Here is a 25,881-nt window from a genome sequence, read left to right as displayed (position 1 = left end):
TTTGTTTTTGGCACAATCAAATTCGAATCCAAGAAGTCTAAACCAATTCATCCCTACAGGAGAAATCCATGCAGTATTTTGTCACTACCGATGCGCTGGCATCTCAACAGACTGATTGTCTGGTTGTCGCTGTTTATGAAGGCGGCGAACTCAGCCCTTCAGCAGCCCAGCTGGATGAAGATACCCGCGGCGCGGTACAACGCGTCATTGATGCCGCCGACATCAGCGGCAAACCCGGTCAGACCCTGTTTATGCATCACCCGGAAGGTATCAAAAGCTCGCGTATTCTGCTGGTCGGCGTCGGTAAAAAAGGCAAAACCACTGAAAACGATTTCAACACGGCCACCACTGCGATGGCGCAGGTGCTGAATGAAAGCGGCGCGCAAACCGCTGTCTGCTGCCTCGCTGAAGTGGATCTGGGTAACAGAACGGCGGCCTGGAAAGTGCGCCAGGCGGCAATCAATACTGAAACGGCGCTGTATCGATATACAAACACCAAGAGTGAAAACAAGCCTATTGAAAAACCACTGATACAGCTCAGCTTTGCCAGTGACGATGAAGAGACGGCTGCACTGGGTCAGGCTGTTGACCAGGGTGCAGCCATTGGTCGCGGTATGAACCTCGCCCGTGAGCTGGGCAACCTACCCGGCAATGTCTGCACCCCGACCTATCTTGCCGAGCAGGCCATCAAACTCGGTCAGCAGTATGACAGCGTTAACACAACCGTACTGGATGAAGCGGAAATGGAGAAACTGGGCATGGGTTCCCTGCTCTCTGTCTCGCGCGGCAGCCGTCAGCCTGCCAAACTCATCACCATGGAATACAAAGGCGCCGGTGATGCCAAACCGGTGGTGCTGGTCGGTAAAGGCCTGACCTTTGATGCCGGCGGTATTTCGCTGAAACCGTCTCAGGGCATGGATGAGATGAAATATGATATGTGCGGTTCTGCCAGTGTTTTCGGCACGATTCAAACCGTCGCTGAACTGGGGCTGCCGATTAATGTGGTCGGTGTGGTACCCAGCTCGGAAAACATGCCGGACGGCGATGCCAACAAACCGGGCGACATTGTCACCAGCATGGCTGGCAAAACTATCGAAATTCTGAATACCGATGCCGAAGGTCGTCTGATTCTGTGTGACGCGCTGACCTACAGCGAGCGTTTTGAACCGGATACGGTTATCGATATCGCAACGCTGACCGGTGCGATTATTGTGGCGCTGGGTAATGTGACTACCGGCCTGATGGCGAACAATCAGGATCTGGCCGATGCCCTGTTGAAAGCCGGTAATGACAGTTATGACCGTGCCTGGCAGCTACCCATGTGGGATGACTACCAGAAACAGCTGGACAGCAACTTTGCTGATATGGCCAATGTCGGCGGTAAAGAAGCCGGCAGTGTCACCGCAGCCTGTTTCCTGTCGCGTTTTACCGAGAAATTCCACTGGGCGCATCTGGATATCGCCGGTACCGCCTGGCTGAGTGGTAAAGCCAAAGGTGCAACCGGTCGACCTGTGCCGCTGCTGGTGCAATATCTGCTGAACAAAATCGAATCACAAAGCTGAACATGACCCGAATCAGCTTTTACGTGCTGAAATCGATTGAGCCGGAACAGCGGCAGGCTTTTGCCTGCCGCCTGGCCGAAAAGGTTTACCACCAGGGTCAGCAAGTCTATATACATACCGAAAATGCCGCCCAGAGCGCGGCGCTGAACGATGCGTTGTGGGCGATTCGGCCGGACAGCTTTGTACCTCATGAAGAGATTGTGCCGAACGCTGACAATAACAGCCCTGTACTCATCGGCCACAATGAGGCCACCCCGCCACGGCTGATGGATGTGTTAATCAACCTCACCGATCAGCAACCGCTGTTTTTCAGCCAATTCGAGCGTGTCGCGGAAATCATTGATGACAACGCCCCGGTCAAACAGGCCGGTCGTGAACGCTTTCAGTTCTATAAACAGCGCGGTTACGAGCTCGACACCTTCCATATCTAAACGCCAATCACGGCATTTGCCGATTGCAGCTGACCATGGACTGCCACAGCAGGTATAATGCCCTGCTTATTTAACGACTTAGACCTGAATAAAAACAAGATGGAAAAAACATACAGTCCTGACGCGATTGAAGAACGCTGGTATCAGCAATGGGAACAGGCCGGGGAATTCAAACCGACCGGCGAAGGCGAGCCATACTGCATTATGTTGCCGCCCCCCAACGTTACCGGCAGCCTGCATATGGGCCATGGTTTCAACAACACCATCATGGATACCCTGACCCGCTACCACCGGATGAAGGGTTACAACACCCTCTGGCAGCCCGGTACCGATCATGCCGGTATCGCCACGCAGATGGTGGTCGAGCGTCAACTGAATGCCCAAAATAAAACCCGTCATGATCTGGGCCGTGACAAGTTCATTGACCGGATCTGGGAATGGAAAGAAGAATCAGGCGGTAATATCACCCGTCAGTTGCGCCGTCTTGGCTCCTCGCTGGACTGGTCGCGTAACCGCTTCACGATGGACGAGGATCTGTCAGAAGCCGTTAAACAGGTCTTTGTCCGCCTTTTCGACGAAGGGCTGATTTATCGTGGCAAACGCCTGGTCAACTGGGACCCGGTTTTACATACCGCCGTGTCTGATCTCGAAGTACTATCAGAAGAGGAATCCGGCCATTTATGGCATTTCCGTTATCCGCTGACTGACGGCACTGGTCACCTGGTGGTCGCCACCACCCGTCCTGAAACCATGCTCGGTGATACCGCCGTTGCGGTGCACCCTGAAGATGAGCGCTATCAGGGCCTGATTGGCAAAACCATCACCCTGCCGCTGGTCGGGCGTGAAATTCCGATCATCGCCGATGATTATGTCGATCGTGAATTCGGTACCGGCTGCGTCAAAATCACACCGGCACATGATTTCAACGACTATGAAATGGGTCAGCGCCATAATCTGGAACAGATCAATATCCTGACTGCTGATGCCGCGATCAATGACAATGCACCTGAAAAATACCGCGGCCTGGATCGTTACGAAGCGCGTGATGTTATTGTTCACGATCTGAAACAACTGGAACTGCTGGAAGGCATTCAGGATCATAAACTGATGGTACCGCGAGGTGATCGCAGCGGCGCGGTAATCGAACCTTTCCTGACCGATCAATGGTATGTCAAAGCCGATGTACTGGCAGAGCCTGCGGTAAAAGCCGTGAAGGAAGGCAAGGTTAAATTCGTGCCCGGCAACTGGGACAAAACCTTCTTCAACTGGATGGATGGCATTCAGGATTGGTGTATTTCACGTCAAATCTGGTGGGGACACCGGATTCCGGCCTGGTATGACAATAACGGTCATGTCTATGTCGGTCATGATGAAGCCGATGTGCGTCAAAAGCACAATCTCGCCGATGATGTTGAGCTCAATCAGGATGAAGATGTCCTTGATACCTGGTTCTCATCAGCCCTGTGGCCGTTCTCAACACTAGGTTGGCCGGAAAACACCGAGGCACTGAAAACCTGGTATCCGACCAGTGTGCTGGTAACCGGTTTTGACATTATCTTCTTCTGGGTCGCCCGGATGATGATGATGGGCCTGCACTTTATGGATGATGTGCCGTTCAGGGAAATCTACATCCACGGCCTGGTCCGTGATGCCAACGGCCAGAAAATGTCCAAATCCAAAGGCAATGTACTGGATCCTATCGATATTATTGACGGCATTGATCTGGAAACCCTGGTGACCAAACGTACCAGCGGTATGATGCAGCCCAAACTGGCTGCCAAGATCGAAAAAGCGACCCGAAAGGAATTCCCGGAAGGCATCGCGCCGCATGGCACAGACGCCCTGCGTTTCACCTTTGCCTCACTCGCTTCCACAGGCCGGGATATCAACTTTGATATGAACCGGATTGCCGGTTACCGCAACTTCTGCAACAAGCTGTGGAATGCGGCACGCTATGTGTTAATGAACACCGAAAATCAGGATACCGGCATCGATAACAATGATGTCGAACTGAGCCTGGCTGATCGCTGGATTATTTCCCAGTTGCAGAGCACCGAGAAAGAGGTGACCCGTGCCCTCGACAGCTACCGCTTCGATCTGGCGGCACAGGGCATTTATGAGTTTATCTGGAATAACTATTGTGACTGGTATCTGGAACTCTCCAAACCGGTGCTGACCTCAGACTCAGCTTCGGAAGCGGCCAAGCGCGGCACCCGCCGCACACTGGTACGCGTGTTGGAAGCCACCCTTCGACTGACGCACCCGTTTATGCCGTTTATTACTGAGGAAATCTGGCAGACCATCGCGCCACTGGCCGGTGTCAGGGGTGAGTCGATTATGCGTCAGCCATACCCAGTTGCAGACGACAGCAAAGTCGATGAAACCGCGGTAGCCCAGATGGAATGGGTCATGCAATTTATTACCGGTGTGCGATCGATTCGCTCGCAGATGAATATTGCACCGAAAAAACAACTGCCCGTATTGCTCAAAGATGCTCAGGCTGCGGACAAATCCCGGCTGGAAAACAACCGCAACTTCCTGAGCCGGCTTGCGAACCTGGAATCGATTGAATTACTGGAAGGCGAAGCCCCGGCTGCGGCAACCGCGCTGGTCGGCAAGATGGAAATTCTGATCCCACTCGAGGGCCTGATTGATAAAGATGCCGAGATTGCCCGTCTTAACAAGGAAATGAGCAAACTCGACAAAGTTATCAAACAATCCTCCGGCAAACTTTCCAATGACAACTATGTGGCCAAGGCGCCGGCTGAAGTCGTTGCCAAGGAGCGTGAAAAGCTGGAAGAAATGCAGCAGGCCTATCAGCAGCTGAAACAGCAGTTGCAGGCACTTGGCGCGTAATGCTCGACTGACAATCGCCAGTCTGGACATAAAAAAAGCCGCTGAATCACAGCGGCTTTTTTTGTTTCAGGCGGTTGAAATTTATTCTTTTTCCATACCGATTTCATAAAGCTCGATATTCGCTTCCTCGATTTCACCAGTTGAGGCATCCACATCTACTTTCACTTCGTAGCCGTGAATACTTTGAATATCAAACTCATAGGTTGCATCGCCGTCAAAGCCAACTTCCAATTCAGAAGCAACGACTTCACCCGGATGGAACATCAATGCAGTTTCACGCGCTTCATCCTGTGAAATCTTAGCCAGCTTCTTGAAAGCTGGATCATTAGCATCGACTTCACGTTCAATTTCAGTGACAAAGCCTTCCTCGGCATTGCATTCAACATTGTAAGTATTGCCGTCAGCTTCCGCTTCAATGTCGAACTCATAAACCGGATCGTCGCCTTCCATTTTCAGTTCGACTTTGCGGGCATTACCGGGAATGGTATCCAGAGCGGCATCGAGGCAGGTTTCTATCTTGACGATATTCCAGTCACGCACATCATCCAGATCATAATTATCATGATCGGCAAACACAGCTGGGGAAAGGGTTAAGGCAATTGTGGCAGGAATGAATTTCAGAACAGAATTTGTCATTTAAAGCTCCGTTTACAGGTGAAAGATCTAAAAAACGATCAATCTCTACCCACAAGAGCAATGATCAAACTTGTCAGTAGAGTTTAACACTGAAAATTGAATTTAGGAATTTCTCCTATACTCACAGCTAATGACAAGTGCTAAAAGGGAAAGTTTTTCTAGATACTCACCCGGCGATATGCCCGATAACTGGCGGCCCAGACATTAGCCTCAACCGATTCCTGCACCGCTTTTTCCGTCGCCTGCGGCGCCAGTCCCTCCTCCTGTGCAACCCTGATAACGGCATGAGCTATCGCTTTACTCAATTCCCGGACAGCACTCAACGGGGGCAGCAAAGCGCTGGTATTGTCTGTTGACAGCGGCGAGTTTTTTGCAAGCACTTCACTGGCTACCATCATCATTTCGTTGCTGATGCGGGATATACCCCCAGCGACCACCGCAAGGCCAATGCCGGGGAAAATATAGCTGTTATTACATTGTGAAATCACAAACTCCCGGCCCTGGTACTCAACCGGATCAAACGGACTGCCAGTCGCAATAATCGCCTGGCCACCGGTCCAGTGAATCAGATCTTCCGGGTGAGCCTCAACACGGCTGGAGGGATTACTTAAAGGGAAAATCACCGGCATCTCGCAATGCTGCTGCATGCGCTTAATCAATGTTTCGGTAAATAATCCGGGCTGGCCGGACACACCAATCAGAATTGTGGGCCTGGCATGCTCAATGACGGCCTCCAGACTGATAAAGCCTGAGTCGACTGGCCAGCTATTAATGGCGGTGTCAAACTGGGCCAGACGTTGCTGAAAGTCATAGAGTCCATGCATTGATTTAGTCAGCAGGCCCGCTTTATCAACCATAAAGATTCGGGTTCGGGCCGCTTCTTCAGTCAACCCTTCCTGACACATCTGGGCAATCAGCTGCTCTGCAATCCCGCAGCCGGCAGAACCGGCACCGGCAAAAACAATCCGCTGTTCCGATAATTTCTGCTGTTTGAAACGGCAAGCTGCCAGTAATGAGCCGACAGCGATGGAGGCCGTGCCCTGAATATCATCATTAAAGCAGCAAATCTTATCCTGATAGCGTTCCAGTAATGGCAGAGCCTTGCGTTGTTCGAAGTCTTCAAACTGGAGCAGCACACCTGGCCAGCGGCGCTCGACGGCGTCAATAAAAAGTTCGATAAACTCAGCGTACTGCTCGTCGTCAATGCGGTGATGCGGCCAGCCTATGTACATCGGATTGTTGAGCAGCGTTTCATTATCGGTGCCGACGTCCAGCATCACTGGCAAAGTATAAGCCGGGCTGATACCGGCACAGGCGGTGTAAAGCGACAGCTTTCCGATAGGAATCCCCATGCCGCCAACGCCCTGATCACCCAGCCCCAGTATGCGACTGCCATCGGTTACAACAATTACTTTGACATGCCGCTTGGTGGCGTTATGCAGAATCTCATCGATGCGATGACGATCAGGGTAGGCAATAAAGAGCCCGCGGGCACGACGATAAATTTGCGAGAATTTTTCACAGGCCTCCCCCACTGTCGGTGTGTAAATCACCGGCATCATTTCCTGCAGATGTTGCTCCAGAAGGTAATAAAACAGGGTTTCATTGGTATCCTGCACCATACGCAGATAAATATGCTTGTTGATGGCTGTGTCAAAACTGCAGTACTGCAGATAGGCGCGTTCGGCCTGTTCTTCAATCGTCTCAAAGTGATGTGGAATCAGCCCGGTCAGATTGAAATCGCGACGCTCCTGTTCGGTAAATGCCGTCCCTTTGTTGAGCAGCGATGTGCCTAACAGTGCTGTGCCGGCATGGGGAATATAGATGGGATCCTGCTTATCATTATCACTCATCGGCCGCGGCTCCCTGTGCTAGTTACCAGTATCAGCTTCAGTATAAACCTGCACCCGATACGGATAGCAAGGGGGTAACAATGAAGAATCACCGCCAATACACCACTGAAGGAGACTGACAGCGGTTGACGGACGGATAAGCAGAAAAAAGCCCGGCAATATTCTAACTGCCGGGCTTTTGAGTTTATTGGTCGACTTTAACTTCAATCCGTCTGGGTTTGGCTTCTGCCGACTTCGGAATGGTGAGTTCCAGCACCCCGTCACGGGTTTTGGCGGCGATATGATCAAGATCGGCTCTTTCCGGTAAAGTAAAGCGGCGGATGAAACTACCACTGAAGCGCTCGACTCGCCGGTAATTATCTTTTTCTTCCTCTTTGTGCCCCTCGCGCTGACCTTTAATAGTCAGAACACCGTTTTCTGCTGTGACTTCAATATCTTCAGACTTCACGCCTGGCAGATCAGCATGGATGGTGAATTTATCCTGATCTTCACTGATATCGACGGCCGGACTCCATTCCTCGCTGTTAAAGCTGCTTTCAACAGCCGGAGTATTGAACAAAGAACTCATTTCCCGCTGCAGTTCATCCAGCAGGCTCAAGGGTCTGTAACGTTGAATTGCCATAATAAACCTCCAAAAAACATCAAGTTAATCAGAGAGACATGTCTTTCTGACTAGAATAATGTGTCCGGCTGTATGGCTTTTCAAGGTTTATTTGAATTTTTTTATCTGATATTGATCTGTATCAATATAAACAGGATTATCAATAACTTGGGTATCCGCTATCAGGGTTTTATCAGTCCCAGGACAACGGCAATATTGGCTAGCTCCGCTGCTGTATTCACTCTGAGTTTGCTCTTAATCTGGGTATTGTAGTTGGCCACAGTCTTGTATCCGAGGTGCAGATCCTTGGCAACAGCATGGGCTGTCATGCCTTTGGCCAGTCGACAGAACACATCGAATTCCCTGGGTGACAATAAATCAATGACTTCACGGTAATGTTCAATATCCATATGCCGCACATCATCGACTTCAGGTAACAATTTCTGCTCAATATATTGTTTGCCCTCAGAGACAGTTTTCACGGCCTCTGCCAAAACTTCGGCGGCACTGTTTTTGCTGACATAGCCTTTGGCACCGGCCTGAAGCGCCCTTTCAACATAAATCGCTTCGTCATGAATGCTGTATACCAGTACCACTGCCTTGGCATCCTGTTTCTGCAGGCGACGGATGGTTTCCAGACCACCAATCCCTGGCATTGAAAGATCCATCACTACGACATCCGGCTGCAGCCGCTCGTATTCCTGTCCCACCAGCTCACCACGATTGACATCCATGATGTCACCAATAAAAGGCTGTGAAGACAGCAAGATTCTGAAACCGGCCCGGACTACTTCATGGTCGTCCACCAGCAATACACTTATTTTGTTATTTATCATTCTCTTTCTCAATGAACGGCATCCAGGCTCTTACTCTCACACCCTGGCCCGGATTAGATTCAAATACAAAATGACCTCTCATGCTTTCTACCCGTTCACGCATTCCCAGAACGCCGAACCCCTCGCCTTCTGTTGAACCACCAATGCCGTCATCTTCTACCTGAATGAGGACCTGTGGTTGTCCTCTGATAACATGGCGTCTGACATGCACAGTCGCTTTTGTTGCCTGAGCATGGCGTACTACATTAGTCAGGCATTCCTGCACAATTCGATAGACATGGATTGCCACCTCATCATCCAGCCAGTCAACTGCTTCGTCATAGTTAAGATCGATGTCCAGTGCGGGATGGCGTCGCTGCCACTCGGTCACCAGATCAGTCAGTGTGGCAGCTAGCCCAAGATCACTCAGGCTCAATGGATGCAGGGTACGCATCATTGATCTCACGACAACAGCGAGATGATTACAGATATCAATTATAGAGTCTGCAATCTCGTTAGTCCTGGCCTGCGGCTGCTTGGTAGCCACGGCCATCGCCTTCACCGCGGTCAGCGACTGACCCATTTCATCATGCAGCTCCCGAGACATGGTCTGCCGTTCGTTTTCCTGGATATGCATGGTATGTCTGGCCAGCGCCTGATTATTTTCCCTCGCAATACTCAGCGCCTCTGTCAGGTTATTGACTTCAGAAGCAATGGCGTCAAATTCGCTGATTTTGAATCGGGGTAGTTTTTTACTGTATTCACCGCTTTCAACACGGCGCAGGCCTGCCAGGATGGCGTGTACACTTCTTAACATCGATTGAAACACGATATTAATGGCGACGAAGATCACCACCATCATTAAGACTATTGACCAGAAAAAAGCGACTGACTCCCCCCACGCTTCTGCGATCTCATCTATCGGATCAGCACGAATAAGAATGGTCTTTGTCGTTCCGTCGAGCAGCCGAATGTCATAGCTGGCAGAAGGCGCATCTGAAGTGACCGCCATTTTGAACCAGGCAGGCGGCATTTCATCCTGCCCGGCCATTCTCTCCTCAGAGAGCCACTGACTCTCGCTGCCATCATCATTCACCAGACTGATATGAATATGGCGGGTTTTCTGGATAGTACTCAACTGGCGCATCCAGTGTTGCTCGCTGAGCATGCGATTGGCAGGATAACTGAAGCTCAGATCAATCATCTGCAGCGCCAGATTGAATGAGGAATTGATTTCTCTCTGTACCGACTGGCGTGCCTGCCAGATGGCCATCAGCCCACCTATAATGAGAATCAAGACTACGGAGAGAACAATCCTGGCATTGATCAGCCCTCTTAAACTCATTGAAAGCTACCTGAAACCATTAATGTTGCTCATCATATCGTCAAATGGCTGGTCTGATACCAGATAGATCATCGATGATGCATCATCACTGCCAACCGGCCCCAGGCGCCCGCTGTCCATCGCCGAGGCAAGCCAGCTACCGTTGAGCGCTTCGCGTTTCAGTTCAATGACCTTGTCCGAACGATTAAATAAGGACACGGCCGTTACGTAAACATTGTGACGTCGCCAACTCTCCAGCGGTACCGTTTTAATGGCTGGTTCTGCAAACAAACCTGCCGCAACCGGAATCACTCTGAGCGACTCATAAGCACTGTCCTCCGCCCATTGCACATCCGGCGATCTGACTTTTTGAGCCGCATAATTGGTCATATCCCGAAAGGCTTCGGCCTGATAGGGTTGCGGGATAATGTCACTTTCCTCCGCCGTTTTATCCACGTTAATAAACTTATTATCAAACTCCTGTGACTGCGGGTGTTTCTGATTGTAGTCACGATAAAAGCGGTTCTCCGTAATGCGCAGCGATTCACTGTCCTCCGGCACATTCATCACCCGGGGAGTGATCAGAAGTACGGTTTCGGTTTCCTGTTCACTTTCAGACGTAGACCGGAACACCCTTCCCAGCACAGGAATCTCACTGAGAACAGGTACCTTGCGTTCATTCTTATTGGTACTGGTTCTGATCAGACCGCCGACTGCGACAGTCAGACCGTCTTTGGCCATGACCGTACCAGTCAACCTCGCCGTGTCTACCGTATCTACCGGAAGGTTCTGAACTGAGCCGGTTCCATCTGTTATCGGTACTGTGCCCCCCCCGGGGTTAACTGTGGAATTCTCCTGCTCGATTAGGAGTTCCACGGTTTCATCACCATTGATTCTTGGCGTGATCCGCAGCGTAATACCAATATCTTCACGATTGATAATCGCCTGCACATAGGAAGGCTGAACCACCACACCGTTATCAATGATGGCGGGAAAAAAATCGAACCCCTCCGTTAATAAGGTTTCTTCACCGATAAACAGCTCAGCCTGACGGTGATTCGACGCGACAATCATCGGGTTAGAGAGCACCCGAATACGGTTATTTTCTTCCAGGAACTGCAGGTTAGCTCGTAAGCGGCTGTTTAAAAACTCATACACCAAGGTACCGTTATTCAATAGTGCATTATTACCTAACAGTGTTGGTTGCTGGGATTCATTAGCACCACTGGGTTGAATACTGAAATTGAAAATAGAGTTGAAGTCTTCCCCCAGAATCACGCTCAGAATGCGCATCTCCAGCATGACCTGGGGAACAGGAATATCCATCCTGTCGATCAATTGCCTGATGCCTTTTAGCACAGACTTATCGTCCGAACGCACCACCAGCATATTGTGCTCGTTATTGACTGTCACATAAATCGGCTGGGATTGAACCGTCGCTTGCTGCAGAGCTTCCTGGCTGACATTGCGACTTCCGGACTGTTCGATCGCGTTGGCAATCTGCTCAATCTGATCAACGGTCAATTCCTCGCTCTCGAGCTGGGCACCAGACTGCGTCAGATTGTTTTGACCAAAAGAACTTCTGCCACCTCGGCTGCCACCAAAACTACTTCGATTTGAGCGGGTATTTCTGACTGTGCTGTTACCGCCCCTTACACTGCTGAAACCGCCACCACGGTTAAGACCACTGGTCCCGGCACCATTACCTGTGCCAAAACTGTTGGATGCTGGTGGTAAGCCATAAGACAGGATCACCCGCTGACCGAACAAATCCTCAATCGCCTGGGCAATAATCAGCACATTGGCATTGAGTAACCGGAAAATTTCAATGTTTTCACTCTCGCGAACAATCAGATCTTTGCTGTACTGCTCACGGGTCATCAAACGGAATGTATCCGTATCCTCATCATAGCGATACCAGAGGTCACTGATACGACTGATGGATTTGACAGCATCCAGAATCGTGACATTTTTCAGGTGAATGGTGACCTGTTTCTGCGCGGCTTCAGGCGTAGCGATGATATTCTGACGGCTCAGCTCGGACAAAGTCCGAACGACATCGCTGATATTACTACCGGTAAACTCGACCTCTTTAATTCTTGTCGTATTATCCGGATTGTCCAGAACAGGCCTCGCCGGTATCGCTTGCGGGCGCTCTGCAATAAAAGGCTGATTAGCAACAACCCGGTCTTGTGTTTCAGCTGACGCCAGGCTGACAAGCATAATGCCCGCCAGTAAAAAGCTTATTCTTTTTAATTTCATATAATTCATCTTAAAACGCGTATACGGCCCAGGGTGCCGGTCTCAATCGTGATACTCAGGCGGGAAATTTCAGAAATACGAATCGCATTGGCAGGTTGCCGGGGATCGATGTTGATCTCATCACCTTCTCGCACCATAAAAACTCCGCTTCCAGTGATCTCCAACAGAGCCAGCTGTTCCTGAGCGCCCTCTGGTGTGACGAAGCCCCGGAGACGCATCTTGGGGATTTTGATATCGACATCATCAGATGCAGGCCGGAAGCCAAATGCATCAGCATCAATATTGGCGACAGTTCCAGCCTGCTCATACATCAGCACGCTAGGGGTAAAAGGATCACGAATAAATGTTCGCTCAGGATTGGCACCTTCAGACAGCTCATTGGCAGCGAGAGGAGGAATAATAGTTAGTGAGAGAACACATATCATTAACTTTATAAAAAATTTCATCATGCTTACCTGTTAATTATGCTGCGAGAGCAAATAGCGCCTGAAAAAAAGCGTAGTAGACAAAGCCAACCATGCCACCAATCACCAGAATCATGGCTGGCTCAATCATTGCTGAAAGTCTTTTAATACCGATTTCAAGCAAATTTTGATAATAAATGCCCAGTTCCTGCTGGATACGATCCAGAGAACCGGTTCTCTCACCAATGGCAATCATGTGCGTCACCAGTGAGGGCATTTGTGGATGCTGAATACTGCTCGCAAGATCACGCCCTGACATCACACTGTCTGACGCCTGCCTGAGCTTGTCCGAATAAATCTTGTTAGCAATCAGGTCTGCGGTTATTTTTAATGTGTCAAAGATAGTAATGCCGCTTCGCATCAGGATAGAGGAAGCCCAGTTCAGCTGCGCCATGGAACCATAAATAATCAGTTTGCCGAATACGGGGACGCTGAGCAGGACACGATCAATCCAACGACGACCTTTGTAGGTTCGGTAGGTGATAAATATCAGGATGATAATGGCAATGCTTACGCCGATAATGGTGAGTCCGTTTTCTCTGAGGAAGGCAGCGCCATCTATCAGTGCTTGCGTTGATTCGGGTAAGCGTTTTCCTCGTCCCTGAATAAACTGAGCAAACTTCGGAATAATCATCACAACCATGAATACCGCAACACCTATCGCTGCAAGTATCACCACTACCGGGTAAATCATCGCATTGATCATTTGTTTGCGTAATTGCGATTTCTTTTCGAGGTGAACTGCCAAACGCTCCATAATCACATCCAGTTCACCCGTGCTCTCGCCGGCAACAACCAGATTGATAGCGATATCGCTGAATACATCAGGATGCTTACCCAGTGCCGAGGACAGAGATTTGCCTGCCTCAATATCACGGTGCATCCTTCTCAGTGCGAGGTTCAATCGCGGGCTGGAGACTTGGGTCGTTGCGAGTTGTAAACACTCAGCCAGTGGCAGGCCAGCTCTGAGCATGAAGGCCATCTGTCTGTAAAAGAAAATAAGGGCATCCGTGGAAACGGAACGTTGGGTCGCATACCAGTCTCTGAAGTTTTCTTCACCCAGAAAACCATTACGACGCTTTTCTTTAATATCAAGTACACGCAGACCTTCGGTACGCAGTGCCTGGGCAACAGCATTGGTATTTTCCGCCTGCATCTTACCGGAGAGTTCTTCACCAGTACGACTCAGCGCTTGATAGGCAAAAATCGGCATTTCAGACCACCTCTGCCATATCATGTCGTTTAAACACCGCTACATCACGAACTTCATCCATGGTAGTGAGCCCGCGCAATACTTTCTCGCAACCATCTTCCCACATAAACTTCAGGGCTTTACCTGCATTCGCCTCCAACGTTTCTTCATCAGCGCCTTTTGACACCATTCTGGCGAGCCGCTCGTTGAACCATAAGGTTTCGAACAGTCCCAGTCGCCCCTTGAATCCCTGTCCCTGGCATACGGCACAGCCAACAGGTTCAAAAATTTCGACGTCCTCTTCCACTCCAAGCAGAATGCGCTCATCCTCGCTCGCTGGTCTTGCCTTGGCACAATGTCGACACAAGCGTCTGACCAACCGCTGTGCTATCACTGCAGTCATAGTTGAACCAATGAGAAAAGGCTCACAACCAATATCGACCAGACGGGTAACAGCACTGACCGCGTTATTCGTGTGCAGGGTAGAAAATACGAGGTGACCTGTCATCGCGGCTTTGACTGCGACATCTGCCGTTTCTGAGTCGCGAATCTCACCGACCATCAACACATCTGGATCATGACGAAGTAAAGAACGCAGCGCATCGGCAAAGTTAATCTTGGGGCCGGTCTGTATTTGGGAAATGCCATCGATCACATACTCAATCGGGTTTTCGACCGTCATGATATTGATATCAGGATGATTGATTTCCTGTAATGCTGCACACAAGGTTGTGGATTTGCCACTACCGGTCGGGCCAGTAAGCAGAATCATGCCATAAGGTTTTGTGATGGCCTGCTTGAACTCGACCAGGTCACTCTCCAGAAAGCCGAGATCAGTCAGGGTCAGGCTGCTACTCTCACTGCCCAACAGTCGCATGGTAATCCGCTCACCGAGACGGGTCGGTGCCGTGGCCACACGGATGTTGAATTCCATATCAACAGGTGCCGCAAGGTGATAGGAAAAACCGCCATCCTGAGGCATCCTTTGTTCTGAAATATCCAGTCCTGACAGTACTTTGACCCTTGATATCAATCCTGCAGCGACAGACTGATCGGCGTCCAGAGGATAGTCGTTGAGTTTGCCATCCACCCTGAAACGAACACGCAGTCCTTCTTCCTCTGTCAGGAAATGAACATCCGAGGCACGGTTAAGATAAGCATCTTTAAGCACCTGGTCCAGCAGGGAAACCAAATCTGTCTCTGTGGTAACGCTCTCACTCGCTTGAGCAACAGCCGTGTTGGCAAGTACTTTCTTGACCGCTAACCTGACACGCTCGGGGTCGCTCATCGTGACCGGTAATACATCGCCAATCAGTCTGAGCGCAGAATCGATTGAAACTCGATCAGAAGGGTCGCTGATAACCAGTTTGTCTTCACCATCCTCGGTCATCACCAGCATTTGCTTGCGACTAATCAGACTGGATGGCAGTTTCTTTGTCAGAACTGAGTTTAATTTCGCATTATTGAGGTCAACATATTGAATCCCGTGATCTTCAGCCAATGCACGGTGCATCGCAGATAATGGCAAACGATAATGTGCGAGCAATTTCGACAGCAGAGGTACACGTTCCCTTCTGGCGAGCAGACGCAGTTGCTCTACGGTTGATTCTTCAATCAGTCCCGTTTCAATACCCGCTCTTATCAATTGCTCATCTCTGACTGCCATGAAAAACCTTTACAGGGCCAGAATCATTTCAGTTTTGAGCATTTGTGAGCTGCCCCTGAAAGGTGATATTTCGAGTTTGTCGATGTTCATACGAATCACCGTCACCTGGTAGGGAAGCTCATCGAGGCCATGAATAAAACGACGCAATGCGAGATAGCTACCATCGACCTCAAGACGCTGCAATGGGCGCTGAAACATCGAGCCCGGTGACATTCGCGTAACCCAGCCTGCTGTGACCGGTGGGATTATTTCGTTGTCATTACCGCCACGGCGACTATTATTTTTCAGAGGCTGGGGCCGAAGTGCTTCATTGACCCTGATTCGTATACCACTGTCACGGGCGAGTTCAGAAATTTTAACTTTCAGTTCCTGAGAATCAATGGGTGCCAGCTGTGATTCAATTTGGACCGCACTCTCCCGGATCGCGTCCAGCGCTTTTTGCTGATCTTCAAGCTCGCGTTTAATTTCGTCCAAGCCTTCCTGAGGCTCGTTGGGAATTTCCATTCTGGCAAGACGGTTGAGCGTGGCTTCTTTCTGCTGTTCCAGGCTCTGAATATTTCCCAGTCTCGGTTCGAAACGCAGGAAACCATACCCACCAAGAAAAATGACCAGCAATATAATGCCGGCAAGCGCACGTTCGCGATTATTCAATTGCTTCAGTTTCATGCCTGCCTATCCTCAAGTTCAGATTGAGGAATCACTCGCACCAGGCTCATTGATACAGAGTAACCAGCGAGGTTCATTGGGCCTGCTTTTTCTATCACCTGAATATCTCTCACTTCCATATCCCAGGCTGCCACTGAAAGCTTCATGTTCTGCACAAACTCCTGGGCGGCACTCTCCGTCAACGCCCAGGCATCAATGTTGAAATTATCTGTTTCCACCACGCCCGGTTTGTTGAGGGGATTGACTGCTGGTTGCACTGTCGCCCTACGCCCCATCTCATCAACACGGTTGACGATAATTTGCTCATTGATACTGTTTTGCATTACGCCAAGAATGGCCTGCACCAGGAGCGCCCTCTCTGGCAGTTCCTGACCGAAAAATTCCAGTCTGGCTTCCATGCGCCGCTGACTCTCTTTTTGCTCTCTAAGTTCTGCTTTTTGCTTCTCAATCGCTTCACGTTGTTTTTTTATACGATCCACCGCTGCATCCAGAACACTGGCTCGCTCATCGATTTCTGCTTTCTCTTTACTGAGAGCTGCGTGTTGAAGTGATAGGGTGACTTCTGAAATAACAATCAGAACAAGCATCGCTGCCACTAACGCTGTTGCCTGAGTTTCAGTTCGATGCCAGGTTGGTGGCAATGGCCCTCCTGGTCTCACCAGACTGATTTTTTTGGCGCCTTTCAGACCAAAAAAGAGTCTTCCCGCTGCAAACATGCCAGGTGACAAACCGTCTCGCTCATCGAACATCACCAGATCCGGCTCACTGGCTAGTGCAGAACTCAGGCTGCGACGCAGGTTGGGAATGCTACCGGGGGGAGCAGCCAACACCACACCCGGGTGTTGAGAGTTTTCAGCGTGAAATACTTCAAGACAGGCATCAAGCATGGATGCACTGCGATTAACATAGTGTTGCACTGAAACAATCCTGTCTCGCTTGAGATGCGAAGACGTCGTAATAAATTCAGTCGTTTCCAGTACCACCAAATGTTTATCAGCATGATCAATCAATGCCACGCTGTTTCCGGTCAATGGCATGAGCCCAGCAAGTTGAAGTTTGTAGTCCTCACAAAGCTCTTGCCATTTATTGATGACCGACTGATGTGTCGCCGTTGTGAGCCAATTCCAGACCCCTGGTGCATCGTCGACTTCACCCTGAGCAGACCAGCCGCATTGCACATCATCATCCTCACCACGAAGCCAGTCCTGTACGACAATCAGAGACTGAGCCTGTTCACGGCTTACATAACCCAGTTCCAACGCCATTTCACCAAAGCGTTTATTGCCTCGTTCGGCTTTGTTGCCTTCCTGTTTCTGTAGCTTTTGTGCCTGATTGATCTCAAACACTTGCTCAGCTGTGAGCATGCCATGGGATTCCATCAACTGTCCCAGCGTCCACTGCAATTGATGCTGCATCAATAAAGGCTCAACTTCCCACCTGACCAGCTCGTGCATCTGGTTTATCGGTTTGGGCTTCTTCGGTGATACCGGAAGTTCGACCATGGCACTCATCACTGAAGGGGTCAGTACAATCACATTTTTACCTTGCCATCCCTGTGTTCTCAGTGAGCTTAGGATCTGACTGAATGCTACTGCGGGGTCAATGCTGTCGGAATTAGCTGTCGCCTGAACCTGTAGTTTCTTACCCGTCTTACTAAACACCGCCGCCTGCATTGATAAGCCGGTCCATTCACAGACCATGACATTATTCGGCCGGATTGCGCTTAATTTCTCGGTCAGTCGTTTCAAATTCATCATGGTTCAATATTCCAGCGGATTGGTCCCAATTGTTGCCTCGGTAGCACCATTACGGTGTAGGGTGAGCTTGTCATAGCTGGGCAACTTGCCGGCGCTATTGCTAAGCTGTCATCACAACGCGCACTGATGATGTAATAGCCTGCAGGCAACTTATCTGAGAAGGCCGTTGAAGATGAGACAGCGACGGTGTACTCATACGTCCCTTGAGCAGGGATGCTCGAACCGGGAGGCGTGAAAGAAAAATCACTAGAGTAGGCATTGGGGTCAGTACTGCTTTTCGCCAACGTGATTGTCCAGTCAAGACTGGCATCCAGGTTTGATATCGCACTGACTGCAGAGGTGTTTACAAACCGAATATTAAAGGTGGCCGGAGCTAACCAGTCATCTGCCACAACCAGATCATCATCACCCAAAGGCGGGTAGTCGTCTGTCGTGGTGCTCAGATCATAGCCCTCACTGTAGAGGTAAAATATTTCTGCGGGTGGATCGATAGGGGCTGTAATGGGTGCCGAATATACCGTTCCAGACTCAGCCAGAGTGACAACCCACCCAAAATTGGGATCATTCGGGTTATTTCCATTCTGATAACCATCTCTGAAGCGACGAAAACCATCCTGCTCTGGATTGGTCTGGATATATGGTCCATACCACCCTGTTCGTATACCGCTTGCTGTGACCGTTGGCTTGAGCAATTCCAAAGAGTCATCACAGGGTGAAATATAAAATCCGGGAGCACTGGCGCTCTGAGTTAAATCAAAGGGTGAGACGACCAACTCCGCCAGGCAATAGGGCAGTCTGCCGTTATCAACAACAAAGCCGGCCAACTCGGGCTGGCCGTTAACGACACGTTCAGTACTACGAATAATAGCGTCACGGATGATTGTCTGCCGGCGCTGGGTCTCATTAAAGTAGGCTTCATCCTGCTGACCTTCGGTGAATAACAAGCCGGCTGAGGCCAGCAGGCCAATCAGGAACAGAACCAGAACTAACTCAAGCAGAGTAAAACCTTTTTGATGAGCTTGATTGAAATATCGCATGCGAGTCCTTTCAATCAGCGCATCAGGCATAAAATGAGGTCATCGCCTTCAGCGATGCAGGGGTCATTTCCTGACACGGGATTGGCATCATAGTCAGGGTCAATTTCACCATCCGGGCCGGGACTGATAATCCGGGCAGTATCCGCTGGCAAAATATGATCAGTGGCCAGAAACCCAGCATCGGAAGGCGTCAAGCATTCATACAAACCACCGGTCAGATCATAGTTATCACCGCCGCTATTGACCAGGCACCGGTAGCGGGCACCATATGTCAATTCCGGGTCCAGCAGGATGTAAGGATTTCCCCAGCTGTCAGTCAGTCCCTCTTTACTGATATAGGCGCCATTCCAACCTTGCTGTGTGCTGCTATTCCAAAGCAGGAAATCAAACGCTGCAATGTCGTACGGAAATTGATTAAGCATCACTAGTGCGTTGGAGGCAACAGGTTCACCGGCACTATTGTTATAGTCTTCCTGACACCAGTCCTGCCATGCGACAGCGTCTGCCGGAACGGGAGTTAGATCAAACCCGCTTGTAAAGTCATTGTAATTTTCATGGGTGTTAAGGTCATTGACGGTATTTGGACTGAAATCCCCCTGGCGATAGACCATGCAGGGCAACTCTCGATTGTCACGACGAAACTGTAAAAGCGCTTTTTGCAGGGCTGCCATCTCAAGGCGAGTAATGTTCTCACGTGCCTGATCTTCATTACCATCAAAGGCATTGATCGCGGCGATACTGACGATGCCTAGCAAAACGATAACAAGCAAAATTTCAACCAGTGTGAAACCGGTCTGATGATGAGATGATGAATTTACTTTGTTTGGTCGGTCAAACAATAAAAACCACATTTACTTGTTCCCGATGAATTTATGTCACGCTCGATTTGGCGACCCTGTTATACACGTTGCATGTCATCCTGTTCATACAAACGTTCTGGCAATAAGTTTTATTGACGCAACGTTCTGAAATAAAGAAAGGGCGGGCAAAGCCCGCCCCTCTTATGGCATCTTTAGGCGAGATTATTGCTGAGCTTCTGAAACCAGCTCGTCAATGTTTTTGCCATCTGGTGCAACAATGGCAATCAAACGAGGAGTGTCGTTCCATTTCCAAGACGGGTTAGGTCCGTCAACTTCACCATCGTCACCTTCATACACACCTGCTTGGAAAAGACCAATGTAACGGGAGTAGTGAATTTCAGGATTAACCTCAGTATCACTATCACCTGTGTTGCGAACGTATGATGGAGATTGTGCAATAGCAACGTTACTAAATGTAGTTGACGCCGCAGCATCACCGCCAAAGCCAAGCGCGATCATCAAGTGACACTCATCACCTTCAAGCGCATCACCATAACGATTTTGTAAGTTGTTGTTGTCAACTACAATTTCTCCTTCCAAATCATTTAGAACAGTGCTAGGAATGCCTAGTGATGCACCATTTTCGCCACAGATGTCATTCGGAATGACTGCGAATGCTGTAGGCAGTTCACCGTTTTCTATTTCAACTTCAAACGCACTACCAGAACTTTCATTGTGGAAACGGTTTGGAGCTACATTGTCAATGGCACCTTGATCAAGTGTCGCACCCGCAAAAACAGTTTGAAGCTCTTCGATACCAGCTTCTTCAAACATATCGACTAAAGCCGCATGTTCAGGTGTACCAGATGCCGGTGTTGACCAAGAGTTCAGGAATGTACCCATAACTGGAGCAGCGAAAGAGAGCCCACTACCGCCAGCATCAACCAAGTTATCCCACTGATTTGGATACACATTTTCCACCGCACGATAAGTGCGAATGGCACGATCGATTGTTGCAGCAGCATTACCCGCAGAAGCTGCTTCAGCTGATTCACCCACATCTTCATACGCAATGAGTGCACCCGTAGCCAGAATGGCGATCAGCGTGATAACAACCAGTAGTTCCAAGAGGGTGAAACCTTTTTCTTTACCTTGCAGTTTTTTCGCTTTGTTACGCAGCTTTTCGTCTTTGATGACTGACAAATCCGCTTTGCGGAATTTGGCAATCGCCGATTTCATTTGATTAATGTTCATTTATATTTCTCTCAGGGTTAGAGCCTCAGCCACCCCTAGCGGCCTGTTGGACATCGGGTTGTAAAATTGTTTTTAGATGTGACCCGCTCACACTCCTATGCCATCCGGGCTAATTGTCCTTTTCAGGAAATGGCTCCCTGCTCGCCCGGGAAGTCAATGACATAGCGGTATTGTTTACCGCAATGCAAAATAACCTCTTTTTGACGGCGTTTAAGAATACGAACCTCAACACGGATGTCGCCATAACCATCATGCGCCAGAATATCGTCAACCAGTTCCAGCAGTTTGGCTTTAACAGGCTGTTGGTCTGTGTCGACTTTGGCATTCATGAAATGATTCTCTCCGCTTGAACTTCGTTGGAGGATGATATTAGGCGAATCGGGAAAGCTTCCCTATAGGAATAATTCCTGAAATTGAAAACATCAGATTTCAGGCCACATTCAGAGCTAATTCCCAATCAGCATTGAGTGATAACTTTGTTTTTTGAACGGGATTGGCTCTGAATTGGCAAATGCATCTGTGTCTTATTCCCCCGGCTTATAGGGATCCTGAAGGATGATCAGTATCGGCAAGAGCGCGTTCTGTTGTTTTTTAACCACCTGGGCCAGAACAAAGCGATGATATGCTTCCCGGTACTCTGGAAACTGCTTAATCGCCATACGAATCATCTGCTGTGCTTGAACAGGTTTGTCATTCATCGCCAGCAAGTAGGCATGTGTGTAGCTTTCTACCCGCCCCGGCCAGTTTTCAACGACATGCTGACTGATAGTGAGCTTGTCTTGAATCAAGTCAGGCTGATTAGGTAGAACACGAACCAGGAAGTTATCCGCGATCGGGGTAAACACAGAGCTTTCCCTGAGCTGATAAAGCTTTTCCAGATTTTCATCAATTTCCGATTGAGGTAGTCCCTCTTCCCTCAATGATGTGAGCGTCGTCTCCAACTGGTGATAACTGGTTTGCAGGCTGCCCATTGACCAGGCAGAGAAAATGAAGATGACCAGGAAAAAAACCGGTGCCAGATTGAACTTCACTTGTATGGGGCGTTCAGATCCCAATCCCAACAATAAGCTGGCAATAGCGAGAAAGGTTATATACCAGAGCGGATACTCCAGCATGCTGTGTATCCCGATGACAGACAGCAATGCCAGTAGCCACCAACGTTCTGCATTCAGTTTGCTAAGGAACTGCTCTCTGAACCAGTAAAGCATACCTGCCGTCAGAATCAGCGCGCCCAGGATGCCTGTCTCCGCTAATAGTTGCAGGATCAGGTTATGCGCATGGTGCCAGAGTCCCTTCAAGGTGGGGTAAGACTCGGTGATGGAAAAGTTATACCAGGGAAACTCGGCCCAGCCTGCCCCTAGCCACGGGTATTGTTTAAATAAAAGCCAGGCTTGTTCTATCAAAATCAGGCGGCTGGACTCAGTCCCCATCGTCTGCATCAGTCGCTCCGCTGGCATCTTTGCAGGTTCAAGAAAACTGAGTAATGGAACAATAAATTGGGCTGCAATAAATCCCGGTATCAGCCAGAGTAGTGAAATCGGCTTTATTGACGTCATGTGATGATTTGTAAATGGTCTGGCCAATAGCCAACCGCCAACAGACAGTAATGCCACATAAAGGATTGCCATCCTTTGACCGCCCTGAGCCAGGCCAATCAGGATCAAAGCAGAGATAAGAATTGCAACAAAGTTACTGACCCGGTCTGTGATTCGCAGGTAAACCAGGGAGGCAAGCCCCAAAGCGAGATAGTTGGAAAAGTGATTGACCTGACCGATATTGCCGGAATTGCTGTCAAGAACCCACTTAGCAAGCGCATTATCTTCGGGTATTAATTTGCCGATGGGGAGCAATATCATGATCGTTGTGGCGCCAATCACAAATGCCCAGGCAATGACTGGTACGACTCTTTCCAATGTCAGGCTGTGTCGCAGGTTAGCGGCAAGTAGCATTAACAAAGCTGACAGCCCTAGGTAGAGCATAGCCACAAACTGGTTCTGCCAGTAATCCGGTACGCCCAGTGCAACTTGTAATCCCAGAACAACAATCAGTCCTAGTGGAATAAAGCTCACAACCGGAATTTGAAGTTTTTCCTGTCTTTTACCTATTAAAAACAAGCTGGCGAATACCGCCAGAAATGCAGCAAGCCATTCGTTATAAAAGCTGGCTATGGGTGGCATGTGGTAAGGGGATAGAAAAGGCACCACACACATCAGTGCCAGCATTAAAACACTGAAACCGGCAAGATAAGAGCGTGGCTGATGGTCGGAGGAAGTTGCTGCCGTCATTGACTGAATCCCACTGAATGGTTTGAAAAATCAGTCAATCTTAGTGAGGCATTAACAAACAGGCACTAGGAAAAAATCCTGTTTTGCTGTTTGTTCGACTTCACATTTATCAGGAGTTGTGTGAACTGCCTCACCCTCTTATTCGTGAGAAGAAATCAGATTTCAGGAATTATTCCTATAGGTCCTAGGGAGTTATGGGGAAATAATGAAGCTGAGATTACTTTAAATCTCGCATTACTCGTCTGTCATGATGACAGCCCCTTAGAGGTCGGCTTTTGACTCTCACTGTGGGTGAGATTTCACCCACAGTTATTTTTTCAGCTTAGTCTTTTAGACGTATAAGGCAGGCGAAGAAAACACAGCAGGCCTAGAACATACCGAGCTGGAGCTGAGCGGCCTCGCTCATCATGTCCTTGGTCCATTGTGGTTCCCAGACCAGTTCGACATGGGCTTTTTTGACGCCGGGCACGGACATCACACGCGATTCAACATCGCCCGGGAAAGACTGGGCAACTGGGCAGCCGGGGGCTGTCAGCGTCATATCAATATGGACGTTGCCTGAGGTACTGATTTCGATATTGTAGATAAGCCCGAGCTCGTAGATGTTAACCGGGATTTCCGGATCGTAGATGGTTTTAAGCACCTCAATAACATCTTCTTTGAGCTGTTCCGGGCTGATTTGATATTGGTCATTCATAAATCTGCCCTACTTATTCTGTGGTTACGGAAATATCGTGGTCACTGTCCATCGCGGCATGTACGGTGTGCCAGGATAAAGTGGCGCATTTCACACGAGCGGGAAACTCTTTCACGCCGGCCAGTACTTCCAGTTTGCCGGACAGTTCGCCGCCGCCCGCTTCACCAGTCAGCGCTTTATGCACATTGTCATAGAGCTTTTCGGCTTCTTCCATGGTTTTGCCTTTCAGAATCTCGGTCATCAACGAGGCTGAAGCCACTGAAATCGCACATCCACTACCCTGAAAGCTGACATCTTCAATCACGCCATCTTTGAGTTTGGCGTAGACCACCAGGGCGTCACCGCAGAGCGGATTGTTACCATGTGCCATGTGATTGGCATCAGTAATCTCACGGAAATTACGCGGATTCTTTTTGTGATCCATGATCACTTGTTGATAGAGATCTCTTAAATCACTCATCAGGCAAACAACTCCTGTGTGGTTTTGATGGCATTAACCAGCGCATCAATTTCCTGCTCGGTGTTATAAAACGCGAAGGAAGCCCGTGCCGTCGCGGCGATGCCATAGAACTCCATCACTGGCTGTGCACAGTGGTGACCTGCACGAATCGCGACGCCCTGCTGGTCGAAAATGGTACCGACATCGTGCGGATGGACATCTTCAATCATGAAAGACAGTACGCTGGCTTTGTTTTTGGCAGTACCGATAATACGAATACCATCAATGGCTTCTAGTTTCGCTGTGGCGACTTCCAGCAGGTGATGTTCATAGGCTGCCAGCTTATCGATGCCGATAGCCTGCATATAATCAATCGCTGCGCCCAGTCCGACGGCACCGGCAATGTGCGGTGTACCGGCTTCAAACTTATAAGGCAACGTGTTGTATTCGGTATGGCTGAAGCTGACCGAGAGGATCATATCGCCCCCACCCTGCCATGGCGGCATCGCTTCCAGCAATGCCTGTTTGCCATAGAGCGCGCCGATACCGGTGGGTGCAAACATTTTATGACCAGAGAAGACGTAAAAGTCACAATCCAGATCCTGCACATCGACGGCGATATGCGGCACCGCTTGGGCGCCGTCTACCAGCACTGGAATCGATTTGGCTTTAGCTTGACCGATCATTTCCTTAATCGGATTGATGGTGCCCAGTGCATTCGACACATGACCAATCGCCAGGATTTTGGTGCGTTCGTTCAGCAGGCTGTCGAAATCGCTGAGATCCAGTTCACCGGATTCAGTCATGGGAATGACTTTCAGTTTGGCGCCAGTCTGTTCACACACCATCTGCCACGGCACGATATTGGCGTGATGCTCGATATGACTGATCAGAATCTCGTCACCCGGCTTGATCTGAGGGCGTACAAAACTCTGAGCCACCAGGTTGATCGCTTCGGTGGCACCGCGGACAAAGACAATTTCCTTATCCAACTTGGCATTCAGGAAACCACGGACTTTATCGCGAGCGCCTTCATAAGCGTCGGTCGCGCGCTGGCTCAGCCGATGCACACCACGGTGTACATTGGCATTGTCCAGACGATAGTAAGCGTCGACCGCTTCAATCACCTGAACCGGTTTCTGGCTGCTGGCAGCATTATCCAGGTAGGCCAGCGGGTTGCCGTTCACTTCCTGATTCAGAATCGGAAAGTCACGTCTGATCGCTTCAATATCAAAGTCAGTTTCTGGAAACGGCACAGCTTTTAATTCGGTTTGTGTCATGCAA

Annotated in this window: 22 protein-coding genes; 3 read left to right on the top strand and 19 right to left on the bottom strand. The window is 49.6% G+C overall.

Annotated elements, in window-relative coordinates:
• The first annotated feature begins 68 nt into the window (after positions 1–68).
• From FH755_RS00420 to FH755_RS00410, 3 genes are all read left to right on the top strand, one after another.
• Positions 69–1,562, top strand: a complete 1,494-nt coding sequence (locus FH755_RS00420; protein WP_292437592.1) for a leucyl aminopeptidase — start codon at positions 69–71, stop codon at positions 1,560–1,562.
• A 2-nt stretch (positions 1,563–1,564) separates the two neighbouring features.
• The gene (locus FH755_RS00415) at positions 1,565–1,993 is read left to right on the top strand and encodes a DNA polymerase III subunit chi (protein WP_292437590.1); all 429 of its coding nucleotides are present in this window, start codon (positions 1,565–1,567) and stop codon (positions 1,991–1,993) included.
• Positions 1,994–2,092: 99 nt separating this feature from the next.
• A complete protein-coding gene (locus FH755_RS00410; protein ID WP_292437587.1) occupies positions 2,093–4,849 on the top strand; it encodes a valine--tRNA ligase in 2,757 nt (918 codons plus the stop codon).
• A gap of 81 nt (positions 4,850–4,930) precedes the next feature.
• Here FH755_RS00410 and FH755_RS00405 read toward each other — a convergent pair whose 3' ends face one another.
• The 19 genes from FH755_RS00405 to FH755_RS00315 form a co-directional block, all read right to left on the bottom strand.
• A complete protein-coding gene (locus FH755_RS00405; protein WP_292437585.1) occupies positions 4,931–5,485 on the bottom strand; it encodes a PepSY domain-containing protein in 555 nt (184 codons plus the stop codon).
• Positions 5,486–5,643: 158 nt separating this feature from the next.
• Positions 5,644–7,338 carry an NAD-dependent malic enzyme gene (locus FH755_RS00400; protein WP_292437584.1) on the bottom strand — a complete coding sequence of 565 codons (1,695 nt, stop codon included), beginning with the start codon at positions 7,336–7,338 and terminating at the stop codon, positions 5,644–5,646.
• 184 nt (positions 7,339–7,522) lie between these two features.
• On the bottom strand, positions 7,523–7,960 hold the full coding sequence (locus FH755_RS00395; RefSeq protein WP_292437582.1) for an Hsp20/alpha crystallin family protein: 438 nt from the start codon (positions 7,958–7,960) through the stop codon (positions 7,523–7,525).
• A gap of 161 nt (positions 7,961–8,121) precedes the next feature.
• Entirely contained in the window at positions 8,122–8,775 is a 654-nt protein-coding gene (locus tag FH755_RS00390) for a response regulator transcription factor (RefSeq protein WP_292437580.1), read from the bottom strand.
• Positions 8,765–10,027: an ATP-binding protein gene (locus tag FH755_RS00385; RefSeq protein ID WP_292437578.1), complete on the bottom strand. Its 1,263-nt coding sequence runs from the start codon at positions 10,025–10,027 to the stop codon at positions 8,765–8,767. The genes FH755_RS00390 and FH755_RS00385 overlap by 11 nt, the downstream gene beginning before the upstream one ends.
• Positions 10,028–10,105: 78 nt before the next feature.
• Positions 10,106–12,340: a DUF3438 family protein gene (locus tag FH755_RS00380; RefSeq protein ID WP_292437577.1), complete on the bottom strand. Its 2,235-nt coding sequence runs from the start codon at positions 12,338–12,340 to the stop codon at positions 10,106–10,108.
• Positions 12,341–12,345: 5 nt separating this feature from the next.
• Complete coding sequence (locus FH755_RS00375; RefSeq protein WP_292437575.1) at positions 12,346–12,789, bottom strand: hypothetical protein; 444 nt, start codon at positions 12,787–12,789, stop codon at positions 12,346–12,348.
• Positions 12,790–12,802: 13 nt separating this feature from the next.
• Positions 12,803–14,017: a type II secretion system F family protein gene (locus FH755_RS00370; protein WP_292437573.1), complete on the bottom strand. Its 1,215-nt coding sequence runs from the start codon at positions 14,015–14,017 to the stop codon at positions 12,803–12,805.
• A gap of 1 nt (position 14,018) precedes the next feature.
• The gene (locus FH755_RS00365; RefSeq protein WP_292437571.1) at positions 14,019–15,662 is read right to left on the bottom strand and encodes a GspE/PulE family protein; all 1,644 of its coding nucleotides are present in this window, start codon (positions 15,660–15,662) and stop codon (positions 14,019–14,021) included.
• Positions 15,663–15,671: 9 nt separating this feature from the next.
• Positions 15,672–16,328: a hypothetical protein gene (locus FH755_RS00360; protein ID WP_292437569.1), complete on the bottom strand. Its 657-nt coding sequence runs from the start codon at positions 16,326–16,328 to the stop codon at positions 15,672–15,674.
• A complete protein-coding gene (locus tag FH755_RS00355; protein WP_292437567.1) occupies positions 16,325–18,085 on the bottom strand; it encodes a hypothetical protein in 1,761 nt (586 codons plus the stop codon). The genes FH755_RS00360 and FH755_RS00355 overlap by 4 nt, the downstream gene beginning before the upstream one ends.
• A complete protein-coding gene (locus FH755_RS00350) occupies positions 18,082–19,152 on the bottom strand; it encodes a prepilin-type N-terminal cleavage/methylation domain-containing protein (RefSeq protein ID WP_292437565.1) in 1,071 nt (356 codons plus the stop codon). Before FH755_RS00350 ends, FH755_RS00355 begins: the two co-directional genes overlap by 4 nt.
• Complete coding sequence (locus tag FH755_RS00345) at positions 19,137–19,973, bottom strand: type II secretion system protein GspG (RefSeq protein WP_292437563.1); 837 nt, start codon at positions 19,971–19,973, stop codon at positions 19,137–19,139. Before FH755_RS00345 ends, FH755_RS00350 begins: the two co-directional genes overlap by 16 nt.
• A gap of 171 nt (positions 19,974–20,144) precedes the next feature.
• Complete coding sequence (locus FH755_RS00340) at positions 20,145–21,176, bottom strand: type II secretion system protein (protein ID WP_292437561.1); 1,032 nt, start codon at positions 21,174–21,176, stop codon at positions 20,145–20,147.
• A 122-nt stretch (positions 21,177–21,298) separates the two neighbouring features.
• On the bottom strand, positions 21,299–21,505 hold the full coding sequence (locus FH755_RS00335; RefSeq protein ID WP_292437560.1) for a hypothetical protein: 207 nt from the start codon (positions 21,503–21,505) through the stop codon (positions 21,299–21,301).
• A 195-nt stretch (positions 21,506–21,700) separates the two neighbouring features.
• On the bottom strand, positions 21,701–23,461 hold the full coding sequence (locus tag FH755_RS00330) for an O-antigen ligase family protein (RefSeq protein ID WP_292437558.1): 1,761 nt from the start codon (positions 23,459–23,461) through the stop codon (positions 21,701–21,703).
• A 367-nt stretch (positions 23,462–23,828) separates the two neighbouring features.
• Positions 23,829–24,158 carry an SUF system Fe-S cluster assembly protein gene (locus FH755_RS00325; RefSeq protein ID WP_266234912.1) on the bottom strand — a complete coding sequence of 110 codons (330 nt, stop codon included), beginning with the start codon at positions 24,156–24,158 and terminating at the stop codon, positions 23,829–23,831.
• A gap of 13 nt (positions 24,159–24,171) precedes the next feature.
• Positions 24,172–24,618 carry a Fe-S cluster assembly sulfur transfer protein SufU gene (gene sufU / locus FH755_RS00320; protein ID WP_292437555.1) on the bottom strand — a complete coding sequence of 149 codons (447 nt, stop codon included), beginning with the start codon at positions 24,616–24,618 and terminating at the stop codon, positions 24,172–24,174.
• Positions 24,618–25,877 carry a cysteine desulfurase gene (locus FH755_RS00315; RefSeq protein WP_292437554.1) on the bottom strand — a complete coding sequence of 420 codons (1,260 nt, stop codon included), beginning with the start codon at positions 25,875–25,877 and terminating at the stop codon, positions 24,618–24,620. Before FH755_RS00315 ends, sufU begins: the two co-directional genes overlap by 1 nt.
• Positions 25,878–25,881 lie beyond the last annotated feature (4 nt).

Origin of the sequence: Methylophaga sp. (genome assembly GCF_009711715.1) — a bacterium.
In the GTDB taxonomy this organism is placed as follows: domain Bacteria; phylum Pseudomonadota; class Gammaproteobacteria; order Nitrosococcales; family Methylophagaceae; genus Methylophaga.
This window is presented reverse-complemented; position numbering and strand designations above follow the sequence as displayed.